This is a genomic window from Stenotrophomonas sp. YJH_SMC_53 (assembly GCF_059369995.1).
On the sequence record NZ_JCAFTF010000002.1, the window covers coordinates 68,593 to 84,858 of the forward strand.

The following is a 16,266-nucleotide window of genomic DNA, read 5'->3' on the forward strand; positions in this document are numbered from 1 at the left end:
TATCGCACTGCCAGGAAGACGGCAGTGCCTTCGGAGTTCCCCATGTCCCAAGATTCCCAAGCGCCGCTGCAGTTCGCGCAGCTCGGCCTGTCCGAGCCCGTGATGCAGGCGGTCACCGCCATCGGCTACGAAACCCCGTCGCCGATCCAGGCCGCTACCATCCCGGCGATGCTGGAAGGCCGCGACGTGCTGGGCCAGGCCCAGACCGGTACCGGCAAGACCGCTGCGTTCGCACTGCCGGTACTGTCCAACATCGACCTGCAGCAGATCAAGCCCCAGGCCCTGATCCTGGCGCCGACCCGCGAACTGGCCATCCAGGTTGCCGAGGCGTTCCAGTCCTATTCGTCGAAGATCCCGGGCTTCCGCGTGCTGCCGGTGTACGGCGGCCAGCCCTACGGCCAGCAGCTGTCGGCGCTGCGCCGTGGCGTGCATATCGTGGTCGGTACCCCCGGCCGCGTGATCGATCACCTGGACCGCAGCACCCTGGACCTGTCCGAGCTGAAGACCCTGGTGCTGGACGAAGCCGATGAAATGCTGCGCATGGGCTTCATCGACGATGTCGAAGCGGTGCTGAAGAAGCTGCCGGAGCAGCGCCAGGTGGCCCTGTTCTCGGCCACCATGCCGCCGCAGATCCGTCGCATCGCGCAGACCTACCTGCAGGACCCGGTGGAAGTGACCATCGCGGCCAAGACCACCACCTCGGCCAACATCCGCCAGCGCTACTGGTGGGTGAGCGGCATGCACAAGCTGGACGCGCTGACCCGCATCCTGGAAGTCGAGCCGTTCGACGCGATGATCATCTTCGCGCGCACCAAGGCCGGCACCGAAGAACTGGCCAGCAAGCTGCAGGCGCGTGGCCTGGCCGCTGCCGCCATCAACGGTGACATGCAGCAGGCCCAGCGCGAGCGCACCATTGCCATGCTGAAGGAAGGCAAGCTGGACATCCTGGTCGCCACCGACGTGGCCGCCCGCGGCCTGGACGTGGAGCGCATCAGCCACGTGCTGAACTACGACATCCCGTACGACACCGAGAGCTACGTGCACCGCATCGGCCGTACCGGCCGTGCCGGCCGCAGCGGCGAGGCGATCCTGTTCGCCACCCCGCGCGAGAAGGGCATGCTGCGCCAGATCGAGCGCGCCACCCGCCAGCCGATCGAAGAGATGCAGCTGCCGAGCGTGGAAGCGGTCAACGACACCCGCATCAACAAGTTCACCTCGCGCATCAGCGAAACGCTCGGCGCCGGCGGCCTGGACTTCTACCGCCAGCTGCTGGAGCGCTTCGAGAACGAGCAGAACGTGCCGGCCATCGAGATCGCCGCCGCGCTGGCCAGGATGCTGCAGGGCGATACCCCGTTCCTGCTGCAGCCGCCGGTGCGTGCCCCGCGTGAAGAGCGCGCGCCGCGCGAGCGCTTCGACCGTGGCGACCGCCCGGAGCGTGGCGATCGCTTCGACCGCAACGAGCGGGGGCCGCGCTTCGAGCGTGGCCCGCGTCGCGACGACGCCGAAGGTGGTTTCGAGCCGCGTCCGCGCCGCGAGGTTCCGCCGCGTGGTGCGCCGGAGCAGGGCATGGAGACCTACCGCATTTCGGTGGGCCACCAGCACGGCGTGAAGCCGGCCAACATCGTCGGCGCCATCGCCAACGAAGCCGGCCTGGAAAGCCGCTTCATCGGCCGCATCGACATCCACGACGACTTCTCGCTGCTGGACCTGCCGGCACAGATGCCGCCGGACGTGCTGTCGCACCTGCAGAAGGTGTGGGTGTCCGGCCAGCAGTTGCAGATGCGTCCGCTGGCGGCCGGTGAAGAGATCAATCCGGCCCCGCGTCCGTTCAAGCCGCGCTTCGACAAGCGTGGTCCGGGCGGCCCGGGTGGCCCGCGTCGTGGCGGCCCGGGTGGTCCGGGTGGCCATGGGGGCGACCGCGGCGGTGACCGCGACAGCCGCCCGCCGCGTCGTGATGGCTTCAAGCCGCGCGGCCCGCGCAGCTTCTAAGCCGCACCCGCAGCCGTCAAGAACAACGCCAGCCCCCGGGCTGGCGCACAGGAAAAGGGGACGGAGGGGATTAAGTCGTATTTGGCAGGCCATGCGCTTATGCCGAAAACGACTTAATCCCCTCCGTCCCCTTTTTCGCATGGTCAACACATTGCCGGTCATAGGCTGGCCCGGTTCCAAAGGAGGTTGTCACCGCAGCACATTCGGGGGGATCCGGGATGGGTAGGAGTGGCACGGACCAACAGAGCCGGCGGGTGCCGATGACCCGGGGGCTGGGACTGCGTTTTGCGTTGTTGACCGGCATGGCGATCGGACTGGTCGCACTGTCGGCGTTGATCCAGGAACTGCAGGCGGCCTCCACCGCCTGGATCGCCGGCCAGGGATACTGGTCGCGCGGTCAGCAGGATGCGACCGCCGCGCTCAGTCGCTACCTGGCGCGCGGTGATGCCCAGGACCTGGACGATGCACGCCAGGCCCTGCAGGTGCCGTTGGGCGATCTGCAGGCGCGGTTGGCGCTGGAACAGGCGGAGCCTGACGAAGAGAAGGCCCGGCAGGGCTTCCTGCAGGGGGGCAACGCGCACGCCGACATTCCGCGCCTGGTGTTTTCGTTCCGCTACGCGCGGGATATCGGTGCCTTCCGCGAAGCGACCGCGTTATGGCGGCAGACCGACGGGGACCTGATGGCGCTGCAGCGCCTGGTCGATGAGTTGCAGCGGCGGCACGAGGGTGGCCCCGTACTGGCAGCCACGCGTGACCACTACCTGCAGCAGCTGCGCGACCTGGACCAGCGGATGAAGGTGCAGAGCCAGGCGTTCTCGCAGGCGCTGCTGCGGATGGCGACGCTGGTGAGGCTGGCCACGTTGATGGTCGCGGGCCTGTCGGTGCTGGCGATCAGCCTGATGGCGGTGGCCCTGGCGCGCCGCGTCGGCAAGGACCTGACCGAACACGAGAGCCGCTTCCGCGCAGCGTTCTACCAGGCCAACGTCGGCATGCTCAAGCTCGATACCGAAGGCAAGGTGATCGAGGCCAACCAGGCGATGGCCGACATCCTCGACCATCGTCGTGACATGCTGCTGCAGCTGTCGCTGGCTGACCTGCTGATGGACGGCGAGCTGGTCATTGATGGGGTGGGGCGCATCGATTGGGACCGCCAGCTGCGGCCGAGCGAACTGCGCTTCCGCCGTCGTGATGGCAGCCTGGTCTGGGGCCGCTGGAGCGGCACCGGTGTGCGCAGCGCCGGCGGTGGCCTGTCGGTGTTCGCGATCATCGAAGACGTCAGCCAGAACCATGCACTGGCGCGCGAGATCGAACACCACGCCAGCCATGACCCGCTGACCGGCCTGATCAACCGGCGCGAGATCGAACGCCTGCTCGAACGCGCGCTGATGCAGGTGCGCAGCGAAGGTGGTACGCACGCGCTGTGCTACATCAACCTGGACCATTTCAAGCTGGTCAATGACAGCTTCGGCCATGCCGCCGGCGACCAGATGCTGCGCAGCTTCGCCGATTACCTGGTGGCGGCGGTGCGCGATGGTGACTGGGTGGGCCGGCTGGGTGCGGACGAGTTCGCGGTGTTCCTCGCCCATGCCGGGCAGGACGAGGCCAAGCGCGTGCTGCAGCGGGTGATCCGCAATCTGGGGCAGGCGACGTTCCCGGTGAGCGAGGGCAGCCCGCAGTTGAGCTGCAGCATCGGCGTGGTCGAGGTCAGCGCCGATGCACCGGATGTGAACTGGTTGATGAGCGCCGCCGACAGTGCCTGCTATGCGGCCAAGCAGGCCGGGCGCAACCGCGTGCACTGCTTCAACGAGAACCGCATGGCGTTGGAGGAACGGCGCCGGGAAGCCGAGCGGCTGCAGGGCGTCAGCCTGGCCATGGCCGAGAACCGCATGGTGCTGTATGCGCAGCGCATCGCCCGCGTCGGCGATCCCACCTACCTGCACTACGAGGTGCTGGTACGCATGCGCGGCAGCGATGGCAGCCTGCACCTGCCGGGCCAGTTCATGCCGGCGGTGGAGCGCTATGGCATGGCCGTGGCGCTGGACCGGCACGTGCTCGGCCTGCTGTTCCGGCACCTGCAGGTGTGCCCGGCGCATGTGCGGCAGCTGGGACTGTGCAACGTCAACGTGTCGGCGCAGTCGATCGCCGAACCCGGCTTCCTCGCCTTCGTCTGCGACCTGCTGGAGCGCAATCGCGCGCTGGCCTCCAAGCTGTGCTTCGAGATCACCGAGACCGCAGCGATCAGCAACCTCAGCCAGGCGCGCGCGTTCATCGATGCGGTGAAGGCGCGCGGCTGCCGGATGGCGCTGGACGATTTCGGCTCCGGGCTGTCCTCGTTCGGCTACCTGCGCCAGCTGCCGGCCGACATCCTGAAGATCGACGGGGCCTTCGTGCGCGACATGGATACCGATCCGGTCAGCCACGCCACCGTGCGCGCGATCAGTGAACTGGGGCGCGAGCTGCAGATGGAGGTGGTGGCCGAATGGGTAGAGACCGCCGAAGTCGCCGCCGCGCTGACCCGGCTTGGGGTGCAGGGCCTGCAGGGCTATGCGGTCGAGCGACCGCAGCCACTGGAACGGATGACCCTGGCCGACCTGCGGCCGGTGCGCCTGGTGGCGGTGCAGGGCCCGCCTGCCGCAGGTTGAACGCCGTCGGCGACTTTGGTCTACACATGCGTTGCAGCCGCGGCTGCGATAATGCCTGCCAGGGGCGACGCGCAGTGGGCGCGGGCGTATGCAGGAACAGGACGTGGCGTGGGCGGCAGGCAGTGGCAGTACGGAACAGGGGCGGTGCTGGTCGTGCTGCTGGTGTGGTTGGCGACGCCGTGGCCACTGTGGGCCGCTGCCGTCGAAGCCGGCCGCGATTACCTGCTGGTCGGCGCAGCCACCGATGAACCCACTCCACATCGCGCATGCACGCCGGACATGCTGGCCGGTCACCGGCAGCAGGTGCAGGTGCCTGCGCCGCCGGGCGGCTGGTCGGGGCAACCGCAGGCCCTGGACGTGTTCAATGTGTTCGCTGGCGAAGTCCGCGTGCAGTATGGCGATCGCGAGATCTGCGGCAACATGCACGATGCCCGTACCCGAGACTCACGCTTCCGCGCAGGCATCGGGCTGGTGGCGGTGCCGCCAGCGGGCAGTCACGATCCATTCCTGGTGTCGTGGCAGACGCCGTTGAAGGCGCGTTGGGTACCCACCCTTCGGCTGGGCGCGCCCAGTCCCGTGCAGCAGAACGATACCGCCCGCCTGCTGGTGCGCGCGGCCTGCATCGCCGTGGCGATCGCACTGGCGTTGTCGGCACTGATGGCCTTCCTCACCACCCGCGACCGCAGTTTCCTGGCCTACATCGCCGGTACCACCGTGCTGGTGCTTTGGCAGGCCATCCTCGGTGGCCTCAGCGGCTATCCGGAACCCTGGTTGCCGGTGGGCGAGCGCGGTGCCTGGTGGCTGCTGGTGTTGACTGCGGCCACGCAGGCCTTGGTGCTGCCGGCGCTGTGGCGGCTGAATGGCGGTGATCGCCTGTTGCCGCGTTCGCGTCCGTTCCAGCTGGTGGCGCTTTGGGGATTGCTGGTGTTGGCTGCACTGGTGCCCTGGCTGCCATGGGACAGCCTGGCCTGGGTGGCGCAGGGCCTGCAGGTGTCCTATCTGCTGGGCTGTGGCCTGGCGTTGATGGCCGGGGTGTGGGCACGGCTGCGCGGTGACCGCTGGGCGCAGGCGGGGCTGGCGGCGCTGGCGCCGATGCTGGTGTTGATCCTGGCCGACGCCTGCCGCGCGGCGTGGTTGCTGGAATACCGCGTGGAGGCCCTGCAGCTGGCGGTGACCTGGCTGCTGATGATGGCCGCCTACGCACTGAACCAGCGGCTGGGCCGCCTGCGCCAGCAGCGCGATGAACTGCGCCAGCTGGCCGAGACCGATGGCCTGACCGGCCTGCCCAACCGCCGTGCCGGCCTGCAGCAGTTGGCCCGCCACCTGGAGCGGGTTGACCGCGAGCGTGGCCCGCTGGTGATCGGCTTCCTCGATATCGACCTGTTCAAGGACATCAATGACCGCCATGGCCACGCCGTGGGTGACCTGGTGCTGGTGGCGGTGGCGCGTGCATTGCGTGCCGCGGTACGCAGCCAGGACCAGGTAGTGCGGATGGGCGGCGAAGAGTTCCTGCTGCTGATGCCGGGCATGCCCCGCGAGGCGGCGTCGGCGCGCCTGGATCGCCTGCGCCAACGCATCACGGAGGCGGCCCGGGCGCTGCAGGTGCCCGGCCTGGAGGTCACCGCCAGCATCGGCCTGGCGCAGTGGCGGCCGGGCGAGGACGATCTCGCCGCGCTGCTGCGCCGGGCCGACCATGCCATGTACGTGGCCAAGCGTGCCGGCCGCAACCGGGTGTTCGACGGCGAAGAACTCGATCCACCCGGCCTGGCATGAAGCGCGGCGGGCGGCGATGCCGGATAATAGGGCGATGACCACCCGACTCAACAAACACATCGCCGACACCGGCTTCTGCTCCCGCCGCGAAGCCGATCGCCTGATCGCCGCCCGCCGGGTCACCGTCAACGGCCATCCGGCCGGCACCGGCGCGGTGGTGGGCGAGGAAGACCAGGTGCTGGTGGACGGCCAGCCGCTGCGCGCGCGCGTGGCCCGCAAGCCCGGCGCCCGCCGCCACGTCTACATCGCGCTGAACAAGCCGGTCGGCGTCACCTGCACGACCGAGACGTCGGTCAAGGGCAACATCGTCGACTTCGTCGGGCATGAACAGCGCATCTTCCCGATCGGCCGCCTCGACAAGGAGTCCGAAGGCCTGATCCTGATGACCAGCAACGGCGACATCGTCAATCAGATCCTGCGGGCCGAGAACGGCCACCAGAAGGAATACCTGGTGGCGGTGAACAAGCCGGTCACCGATGAGTTCCTGCGCGGCATGGCGCGTGGTGTTCGCATCCACGACCAGATGACGCTGCCATGCAAGACTTCGCGCATCGCCAAGTTCGGTTTCCGCATCACCCTGCAGCAGGGCCTGAACCGGCAGATCCGCCTGATGGCCGCCGAGTTCGGCTATCGCGTGACCCAGCTGCGCCGCGTGCGCATCGACAACATCAAGATGGGTGCGCTGAAGCCGGGCCAGTGGCGCAACCTGACCGAGCAGGAGCTGCAGGGCCTGCTGCCGAAGCAGCTGGACTGGTAGTGCCGGCCGCTGGCCGGCTGCAATGGGCGCGCGATGTATCCGGGATGCCGGCCAACGGTCGGCACCACCGCCATGCGGATTGCTCACCGGCATCCGCTAGACTTCGCGGTGACCTGCCGGAACGTGACGTTGCATGATCAAGCCCGACAAGCCCGCCAACGAAGCCCTTCGGCTCGAGGCGCTGTATCGCTACCGCATCCTCGATTCGGAGCGTGAAAAATCCTTCGACGACCTGGTGGTGATCGCCAAGGCGGTCTGCGGCACCTCGATGGCGGCGGTGACCCTGATCGATGTCGAACGGCAATGGTTCAAGTCGATCCAGGGCATCGATGCGGCGGAAAACCTGCGCAGCGAATCGATGTGTGGCCACGCCATCCTGCAGCCGCAGCAGATCATGGTGGTCGAGGATGCGCTGCAGGATGTGCGCTTCCACGACAATCCGGTGGTGGTCGGCGATCCGCACATCCGCTTCTATGCCGGCGCGCCGCTGATCAGCTCCGACGGCTTGCCGCTGGGTACGCTGTGCGTGTTCGACGCACAGCCGCAGCACTTGGCCAGCGACAAGGCCGAGGCGCTGGCCGCACTGTCGCGGCAGGTGATGCTGGTGATGGAATTGCGCCGTTTCGCGCTCGACATCCAGAACCACATGCTGGAACGCGATGATTACGAGCGCCTGCTGTCGGAGTACCACGACGTGCTGCTGGCGCAGAACGCCGACCTGGCCGAGCAGAGCCGCACCGATGCGCTGACCGGCCTGCCGAACCGCCGCGCGATGGCAGCGGCGCTGGACGAGGCGGTGGCGGTAACCGGGGATCAGCCCGCTGAGGCCTGCGTCGCGCTGCTGGACATCGATCACTTCAAGCACATCAACGACTTCCAGGGCCACGCTACCGGCGACCGCGTGCTGGCCGAACTGGGCGCACTGCTGCGTTCGCACTTCGCCGGCCGTGGCATGGCGGCGCGCTACGGCGGCGAGGAGTTCGTGGCAGTGATGCCCGCAACCGACCTGCGCACCGCCGAACTTCAGTGCGAGTTCCTGCGCCTGGCCGTGGCCGACCTGCCACTGGGCTTCCCGGTCACGATCAGTATCGGCATCGCCCAACACCAGCCCGGTGAAAGCGTGGACGACACGCTGGCACGTGCCGACAAGGCGCTGTACCGGGCCAAGGGCAATGGCCGCAACCGGGTGGAAGTGGCGGGCTGAAGTACCCCGCCCGGTAGATCCATGTCATGCGTGGATGCTCTTCCCGATTCACATCGCGTCGCAGCGCCTGCGATCAAGAGCGGGCAGCATGACGCTTTGTCTTCCCGGACGCCGACCATGCTGCAGACCCTGGCCATCGCCCACTATCGCTCGCTGCACGGGTTGGTATTGCCGCTGCAGCGGTTGAATGTGGTGACCGGCGACAATGGCAGTGGCAAGTCCAGCCTGTACCGCGCGCTGCGCCTGCTTGCGGAGACCGCACAGGGCGGAGTCGCGGCGGTGCTGGCCCGCGAAGGTGGGCTTGGTTCGGCGCTGTGGGCAGGTCCCGAATCCATCGATCGCAGGGTTGCGGCCGGCGAGATTCCGCTGCAGGGCGGGCTCCGGCAGGCGTCGGTGGGGCTGACGCTGGGTTTCACTACCGAAGAATTGGGCTATGCCATCGACCTGGGCTATCCGCCGCCCAGCCGTTCGGCGTTTGCGCTGGATCCGCAGATCAAGGCGGAGGCGATCTGGGCCGGGCCGTTCCTGCGCAGCGCCAACCTGCTGGTCGATCGTCGCGGGGCGATGGTGCGGCAGCGTCATGCGCGCGGTTGGGATCTGGTGGATGACCGGTTGTCGCTGTTCGACAGCCTGTTCACCCAGGTCGGCGATCCGCAGCGCATGCCCGAAACGATCACCCTGCGTGAGTACATCCGTTGCTGGCGCTTCTACGACCATTTTCGCAGCGATGGCGATGCCCCGGCGCGGCAACCGGCGATGGCCACGCGCACGCCGGTGCTGCATCACGATGGCCGGGACCTGGCGGCGGCCTGGGTGACCATCCTCGAGGTCGGTGACCCGGTTGCGTTGGCACGCAGCGTCGACGACGCGTTCCCGGGCGCCACGGTCGGTTTCGAGGAGCTGGATGGACGCCTGGCGCTGCGCTTCCACCAACCCGGGTTGCTGCGGCCATTGTCGATGGCCGAGCTTTCCGACGGCACGCTGCGCTTCCTGCTGCTGGCCGCAGCGCTGCACACGCCACGCCCACCGCCGCTGATGGTGCTCAACGAACCGGAGACCAGCCTGCACCCGGACCTGCTGCCGGCGCTGGCGCGGCTCATCATCGCAGCCAGTGCGCGCAGCCAGGTATGGGTGGTGTCGCACGCCAGCCGGCTGATCGCGGCGTTGGAACAGGCGCCAGGGTGCCATTCGCTGCATCTGTACAAGGAACAGGGCCGCACGCTGTTGAGCGGGCAGGGCCTGCTGGATGCGCCGGCCTGGCATTGGCCGCAGCGGTGATGCGGCCATCCACGCCATGCATGGATGCACTCAATCGGCGATGTTGCGTGCTTCGGCGGTACCGAGGATTTCCGGATGCTGTACCGGCTTGCGGCGGTTCAGCAGCGGATGCAGGAACACCGCGCCGACGATGATCGCCACGCCCAGGTAGAACCACGGGGTGACTTCGTGTTGCTCGCGCAGCAGCACCACGGCCAGTACCACCGCATAGACCGGCTCCAGGTTGGTCACCAGCTGCACCGTGTAGGCGCTCAGGTGGCGCAGCGCGACCAGGGCCAGGGCGAACGGCAGCAGCGTGCAGAACCCGGCCAGCACCAGCAGCAGGATGCCGTCGTGCAGATTCGGGACCACCCACAGCGGGCTGGCCAGCGCCGGCAGCAGATAGGGCATCAGCGGCGCCAGCAGGGTCAGGGTGAGGGTGCCGGCACCCAGCTCCAGCGCGGTGACCGTGAGCGGATCGGCATGGCTGACCATGCGCTTGTTGAGCGAACCGAACACCGCCACCAGCAGCGCCGAGATCGCGCCGATCAACACACCCAGGCGCATGCCATCGGGCACGCCACCGACCACCAGCGCAACACCCGGCAGCACCGCCAGGCCGAACGCCAGCTCACGCAGCTGGAACGGCCGCTTGGCCACCCACGGCTCGATGATCGAGGTGAACACCGGCGCCAGTGCGATGCAGGTGGCAGCCACCGAGGCATTGGCCAGCTTCACCGCGCCGTAGAACGTCAGCCAGTGCAGGGCGACCAGCGCGCCGATGCCGGCGTAGCCTGCCACCAGCCGCAGGGGCAGGGTGCGCAACCCGCGCCAGACCCGCGGCAGCAGCGCCAGCATCGCCGTCACCAGCAGCATGCGCCACCACACCAGCGGCAGTGCGGGCAGGGTGATCAGCTTGCCGAGGATGGCGGTGACGCCCCACAGCAGGACACAGAAATGGATCTGCCACAGCGCTTTGCGGGTGTCGGGTGTGCTCATCGGCCTATTGTGAGGCAATCGTACGGTCGCCGGCGACGCCTGTGGCATGCTCGCAGAAACTCCTCAGGAGAACCCTGCAATGGCTGCCAACCGCTCCGCCCTGCGTGCATGGGCAGCACTGACTGCACTGGTGGCCGCCACCGCGTTGCTGCTGCAATACCTGTTGCTGCTACGCGGCCCCGGGGCGGCTGCCGGGGTCGGCATGGCGACACTGCGCTTCGTTGGTTACTTCACGATTCTCAGCAACCTGGCGGTGTGCCTGGGATGCGTCAGGCTGATCCGTGCGGGTGTGCTGGACACGACTGTCGCCGCGGTGATCGCGTTGTGCATCGGGGTGACCGCGTGCATCTACATGCTGGCGTTGCAGGGGCTGTGGCAGCCCACCGGGCTGCAATGGTGGGTCGATGCCGGCCTGCACTACGCTGTGCCGGCGCTGTACCTGCTGGGGTGGTGGTGGCTGCTGCCGCATGGGGCGCTGCGCTGGCGCGCGCTGGGCGGCGTGCTGCTGGTACCGCTGGTCTACCTTGGCTGGGCGATGCTGGTCGCTGCAATGACCGGACAGGCGCCGTATCCATTCCTCGAACTGCAACGCCTGGGGCTGGCGGCCTTCCTGCTCAACGTGCTGCGCGTTGCGGGCGTGTTCGTGGTGGGGTGGACCCTGCTGTGGGGGCTGGACCGCTGGCGCCGTCGATGAGGCGCTGCAGGGCCATCGCTGCGGCCGGGTTGCGGGCCTTGCCGGCACCGATGCACAGCAGGTAGACCTCGCGCGGGGTTTCCGGGGCGGACCCGGCCAGGCAGGGCAGGTCGTCCACCGGCTCGCCGCGTGACCAGCGTCGCGCGCGTTCAGCCCAGCGCTGCTGCACGGGTGCAGGCAGGCCCTCGTTCAAGCGGGCCTGGCTGCGCTTGATCCGCGCGTAGACGAAGCCCGCACTGACATCGCCATGCAATGGCCCCTCGTCGCTGTCCTCGATCACCAGCGCCACGCCGTGGCGGCGCGCGGCGGCGACCAGTGCCGGTCCATGTGCTTCGGCGTTGCGCACTTCCAGAGCGTGCTGCAACGGCAGGCCCTCGAGCTGCTTCGGCAGCTGCGCCATCAGCGCTTCCAATGCATCGGCGTCGGCCGGATGGTGCGGATCGAACTGCCACAGCAGCGGGCCGAGCCGGTCACCGAGCGCAAGTGCCGCCTGCAGGAATGGCGTGGCTGCTTCCACGGTGCTGGCCAGGTCGCGGCGCTGCACCAGGTAGCGTGGCGCCTTCATCGAGAAACGGAAGCCTTCCGGCGTCTGCGCGGCCCACTGCGCGCACTGGGCCGCAGTCGGCGTGCGGTAGAAGGTGCCGTTGATCTCGATGCAGCGCAGGGCGCGGCTGGCATGGGCCAGTTCCTCGCGCTGCGGCAGTCCCACCGGATAGAACATGCCGCCGCGCCACTCGGGAAACACCCAGCCGCCAATACCGCAGCGGATCGCCATCTGGCCGGCGGCGGCAGCGTTCACTGGCTGTGGTCCTCGCGCCAGGGGTCGTAGCTGCCGAACCACCACAGGTAGCCTTCAGGATCGGCACAGGCATAGCCGCGGCCGCCGTAGTCCTGGTCGGCAATGTCGATGACGATGCGTGCCCCAGCCGCCTTGGCCCGCGCATAGTGCGCATCGACATCGGTGACGATCACGCAGGCGCTCTGGGTCTGGCGGCCGCCGACTTCTCCGGGCAGGACCGCGTGTTCACTCCACGCGCTCTGGTTGTTGGCCGAGCCGAGCATGATCATGCCGTTGCCGAAGGTGAGCTGGGCATGGAAAACCGTATCGCCATCGGCATACACGGCCTGGGCATGGAAGCCGAAGGCCCGCTGCAGCCAGTCGATGGCGGCCAGCGCGTCGCGGTAGCGCAGGCACGGAATGATGGTGGAGCCGTTGCTTGGTTGGCCATTCGCGCCCATGACACCCCTCCTATGGCACGGGGCAGGGTGCATCGGCGACCGTTACCATCCTGCGAAACCCCGGTGACGGCCTGCACATGGCCGCTACCCCTGTTCGGAGATGGTGCTGGATGAAAACCTGGATCGGAGGAGCCGTGCTGCTGGCGTGCACGACCATGGCCAATGCGGCGACCCCGCAGCAGCTGCAGGACCTGGATGCGACCGTCGAGCGCGTGCGCACGCAGTTCGACGTGCCCGGCATCGCCGTGGCCGTAGTCAAGGATGGCCAGGTGGTGCTCGAACGTGGCTGGGGCGTGCGCGAGCAGGGCAAGCCGGAACCGGTGCAGGCCGACACCCTGTTTGCCATCGCTTCCAATACCAAGGCGTTCACCGCCACCTCGCTGAACCTGCTGGCCGAGGACGGCAAGCTGAAGATGGATGACAAGGTGATCGATCACCTGCCGTCGTTCCGCATGTCCGATCCGTTCGTGACCGGGCAGATGACGATCCGCGACCTGCTGTCGCATCGCAGCGGGCTGAGCCTGGGCGCCGGTGACCTGCTGTTCTGGCCGGCCACCTCCTACAGCAACGCCGAAGTGGTGGAGCGACTGGGCAGGGTGCCGCTGAAGGGCGGCTTCCGCGAGAGCTATGCCTACGACAACATCCTGTACGCGGTCGCCCAACAGGTGATCGAGCGCGTGTCCGGCATGAGCTACCAGCAGTTCCTGCAGACGCGCATCTTCGACAAGGTGGGGATGGCCGGCACGCGCTACAACGCTGACCACCTGAAGCCAGGTGACAAGGCGGCGGTCGGCCACGCCAAGTACGATTTCAAGGACCTGCGCACCGTTGCACCGCTGACCTGGTCGAACAATGCCGGCGCCGGTGGCATCTATTCCAGCGCGCACGACATGGCGCGCTGGATGCAGGTGCAGCTGGCCGGAGGCAAGCTCGCCGATGGCACGGTGCTGTTCAGTGAAAAGAGCCAGCAGCAGATGTGGCGGATGATCACCCCGCAGTCGATCCCGGCGCCGAGCGTGCCGGAGCTGGCACCGGCGCGGGCCAACTTCGCCGGCTATGGCGAAGGCTGGAGCCTGAGCGACTATCGCGGGCAGAAGCTGGTCTGGCACACCGGTGGCTGGCCGGGCATGGTCTCGCGGTTGACCCTGGTGCCCGGCGAGAAGCTGGGCGTGGTGGTGCTGACCAACCAGGAAGTGGGCGCGGCGTTCAATGCGATCACCCTGAGCGTGCTTGACGCTTACCTGAGCGGAGAAAAGCACGATTGGGTGGACGCCTATGCCAAGGCCGTGGCCAAGGGCCAGGACAAGGCCGACGAGGCCTGGGCCAAGCACCAGAGCGCACGCGACAAGGGCAGCAGGCGATCGCTGGCGCTGGCCGGCTACGCCGGCAGCTTCCGTGACCGCTGGTATGGCGACATGCAGATCAGCGTCGAAGGCAAGGGCCTGCGCCTGCGCTTTGCGAAGACCGCGCAGCTGAGCGGGCGCCTGGAGCACTGGCAGCACGACACCTTCATCGTGCGTTGGGACGACCGTTCGCTCAACGCCGATGCGTTCGTGAACTTCAGCCTGGACCCGGATGGCAAGGTGCGCGAGGTGCGCATGCAGCCGATTTCCGACCTGACCGATTTCAGTTTCGATTTCCAGGACCTGCTGTTCACCCCGGCAACGTAACCCGATGCGGCCCACATGATCGGTAGCGCCGGGCCATGCCCGGCGAGCGCGCAGCGCGGTTGCAGGGGGAATCGCCGGGCATGGCCCGGCGCTACCAGAACCGGGGCATCGTCGGCCGGCGTACACATCCGGCGTGGGATACTCCGCCGGCTATTGATGGCGAGGGAATGCGATGTTCCGTTGGTTTGAATCCCTGATCCCGGTTTTCCCGCCCGTGGATGGGCGCATGCCACCGCGCAAGGTGCTGCCGTTCTACCTGCACTACCTGCGCCCGATCTGGCCGGTGCTGCTGGCGACCCTGATTGCCGGCCTGCTGCTGGCGCTGGTGGAAGTGGCCATGTTCGACTACCTGGGCCGCATCGTCGACATGGTCGCCGAGCAGCCCGGTGCCGATTTCTTCAAGCGCCATGCCAATGAACTGGGCTGGATGCTGTTCATCACGGTCATCGCGCGGCCGATCCTGGTGGGCCTGCACAACCTGCTGGTCAACCAGGCGATCGTGCCCGGCCTGAGCAACCGCTCGCGCTGGCTGATGCACAACTACGTGGTGCGGCAGAGCCTGAGCTTCTTCCAGAACGACTTCGCCGGCAGCGTCGCCAACCGGGTGATGCAGACCGGTACCTCGCTGCGCGAGTCGGCGGTACAGATGGTCGATTCGCTCTGGTACATCGTGGTCTATACCGGCACGGCGCTGTACCTGTTCGCGCAGGCGGACTGGCGGTTGATGGTGCCGCTGGTCCTGTGGCTGCTGGCCTACGCGGTGATCATGGTCTACTTCGTGCCGCGCGCGAAGGAACGGGCCTGGATTGCGTCCGAAGCGCGCTCCAAGGCGATGGGCCGCATCGTCGATGGCTACACCAACATTCCCACGCTGAAACTGTTCGCCCATGGCGGGCGCGAACAGGCCTACGTGGCCGAGTCGATCCAGGAACTGGCGGTCAAGCACCGCGCGCAGACCCGGGTAACCACCGGCATGGACCTGACCATCGCCATCGTCAACGGTTTCCTGATTGCCGGCACCTGTGGGCTCGCGCTGTGGCTGTGGAATGGCGGCCATATCACCGTGGGCGCGATCACGCTGGCGACCGGCCTGGTGATCCGCATCCACAACATGTCCGGCTGGATCATGTGGACCATCAACGGCATCTTCGAGGACATCGGCACGGTGCAGGATGGCATCACCACCATCGCCCAGCCGCTGACCGTGCAGGACCGCGGGGACGCGGCGCCGCTGCAGGTGACCCGTGGTGGCGTGCACTTCCAGGACATCCACTTCCATTACGGCAAGAAGGGCGGCGTGATCGCCGGCCTGGACCTGGTGGTGAAGCCGGGCGAGAAGATCGGCCTGGTCGGTCCGTCCGGCGCCGGCAAGTCGACCCTGGTGAACGTGCTGCTGCGCCTGTACGACCTGGAAAGCGGCCGCATCCTGATCGACGGCCAGGACATCGCCTACGTCACCCAGGAAAGCCTGCGCCAGCAGATCGGCGTGGTCACCCAGGACACCTCGCTGCTGCATCGCTCGATCCGCGACAACCTGCTGTATGGCCGCCCCGATGCGACCGAGGAGCAGCTGCGTGCTGCCGTAGCCAAGGCGCGTGCCGAAGCCTTCATCGATACGCTGGTGGACGGGCAGGGGCGTCGTGGCTACGACGCGCATGTCGGCGAGCGCGGGGTGAAGCTGTCCGGTGGCCAGCGCCAGCGCATCGCCATTGCCCGCGTGCTGCTGAAGGACGCGCCGATCCTGGTGCTGGACGAAGCGACCTCGGCGCTGGACTCGGAAGTGGAAGCGGCGATCCAGGACAGCCTGGATGAGCTGATGGGCGGCAAGACGGTGATCGCGATCGCGCACCGGCTCTCGACCATCGCGCGCATGGACCGGCTGGTGGTGATGGACCAGGGCCGCATCGTCGAGACCGGCAGCCATGCCGAACTGATTGCGGCCGGTGGCCTGTACGCGCGCCTGTGGGCGCGGCAGACCGGTGGTTTCGTGGCGGCCGATCAATGAGTACTTCCGGGGTCGGAGCCCTTTCCTTCGGAAAAGG

12 protein-coding genes are annotated in these 16,266 nt (G+C 67.8%); 9 read left to right on the forward strand and 3 right to left on the reverse strand.

All coding sequences use genetic code 11. The annotated features are described in order from the left end of the window. Positions 1-42: 42 nt before the first annotated feature. The 6 genes from AC5P7X_RS02895 (at position 43) to AC5P7X_RS02920 (ending at position 9,643) form a co-directional block, all read left to right on the forward strand. Positions 43-1,989, forward strand: coding sequence for a DEAD/DEAH box helicase (locus tag AC5P7X_RS02895; protein ID WP_053497041.1), 1,947 nt, complete (start codon positions 43-45; stop codon positions 1,987-1,989). A gap of 218 nt (positions 1,990-2,207) precedes the next feature. Then, entirely contained in the window at positions 2,208-4,631 is a 2,424-nt protein-coding gene (locus tag AC5P7X_RS02900) for a putative bifunctional diguanylate cyclase/phosphodiesterase (RefSeq protein WP_346607883.1), read from the forward strand. Between the two features lie 108 nt (positions 4,632-4,739). After that, complete coding sequence (locus AC5P7X_RS02905) at positions 4,740-6,404, forward strand: sensor domain-containing diguanylate cyclase (RefSeq protein WP_329841642.1); 1,665 nt, start codon at positions 4,740-4,742, stop codon at positions 6,402-6,404. A gap of 34 nt (positions 6,405-6,438) precedes the next feature. After that, positions 6,439-7,161, forward strand: coding sequence for a pseudouridine synthase (locus tag AC5P7X_RS02910; protein ID WP_053497046.1), 723 nt, complete (start codon positions 6,439-6,441; stop codon positions 7,159-7,161). 133 nt (positions 7,162-7,294) lie between these two features. After that, positions 7,295-8,365, forward strand: coding sequence for a sensor domain-containing diguanylate cyclase (locus AC5P7X_RS02915; RefSeq protein WP_053497048.1), 1,071 nt, complete (start codon positions 7,295-7,297; stop codon positions 8,363-8,365). Between the two features lie 117 nt (positions 8,366-8,482). After that, positions 8,483-9,643 carry an AAA family ATPase gene (locus AC5P7X_RS02920; protein ID WP_346607884.1) on the forward strand — a complete coding sequence of 387 codons (1,161 nt, stop codon included), beginning with the start codon at positions 8,483-8,485 and terminating at the stop codon, positions 9,641-9,643. Between the two features lie 30 nt (positions 9,644-9,673). Here the strand turns inward: AC5P7X_RS02920 and AC5P7X_RS02925 are convergent, their stop codons facing one another. Continuing rightward, on the reverse strand, positions 9,674-10,621 hold the full coding sequence (locus tag AC5P7X_RS02925) for a DMT family transporter (protein ID WP_012479593.1): 948 nt from the start codon (positions 10,619-10,621) through the stop codon (positions 9,674-9,676). A gap of 79 nt (positions 10,622-10,700) precedes the next feature. On the opposite strand from AC5P7X_RS02925, the gene AC5P7X_RS02930 reads away from it, so the two are divergent. Then, positions 10,701-11,315 carry a Pr6Pr family membrane protein gene (locus AC5P7X_RS02930; RefSeq protein ID WP_070488875.1) on the forward strand — a complete coding sequence of 205 codons (615 nt, stop codon included), beginning with the start codon at positions 10,701-10,703 and terminating at the stop codon, positions 11,313-11,315. Here AC5P7X_RS02930 and AC5P7X_RS02935 read toward each other — a convergent pair. Both AC5P7X_RS02935 and AC5P7X_RS02940 read right to left on the reverse strand, forming a co-directional pair. Then, the gene (locus AC5P7X_RS02935; protein ID WP_346607888.1) at positions 11,236-12,090 is read right to left on the reverse strand and encodes a DUF72 domain-containing protein; all 855 of its coding nucleotides are present in this window, start codon (positions 12,088-12,090) and stop codon (positions 11,236-11,238) included. The two genes, AC5P7X_RS02930 and AC5P7X_RS02935, sit on opposite strands and share 80 nt — an antisense overlap. Before the next feature lie 20 nt (positions 12,091-12,110). Next, positions 12,111-12,554: a VOC family protein gene (locus AC5P7X_RS02940; RefSeq protein ID WP_070488872.1), complete on the reverse strand. Its 444-nt coding sequence runs from the start codon at positions 12,552-12,554 to the stop codon at positions 12,111-12,113. Positions 12,555-12,664: 110 nt separating this feature from the next. Between AC5P7X_RS02940 and AC5P7X_RS02945 the strand changes: the two genes are divergently transcribed. After that, entirely contained in the window at positions 12,665-14,224 is a 1,560-nt protein-coding gene (locus tag AC5P7X_RS02945; RefSeq protein ID WP_346607885.1) for a serine hydrolase, read from the forward strand. 172 nt (positions 14,225-14,396) lie between these two features. Next, positions 14,397-16,229: a multidrug efflux ABC transporter SmrA gene (gene smrA, locus AC5P7X_RS02950; RefSeq protein WP_495214403.1), complete on the forward strand. Its 1,833-nt coding sequence runs from the start codon at positions 14,397-14,399 to the stop codon at positions 16,227-16,229. Positions 16,230-16,266 lie beyond the last annotated feature (37 nt).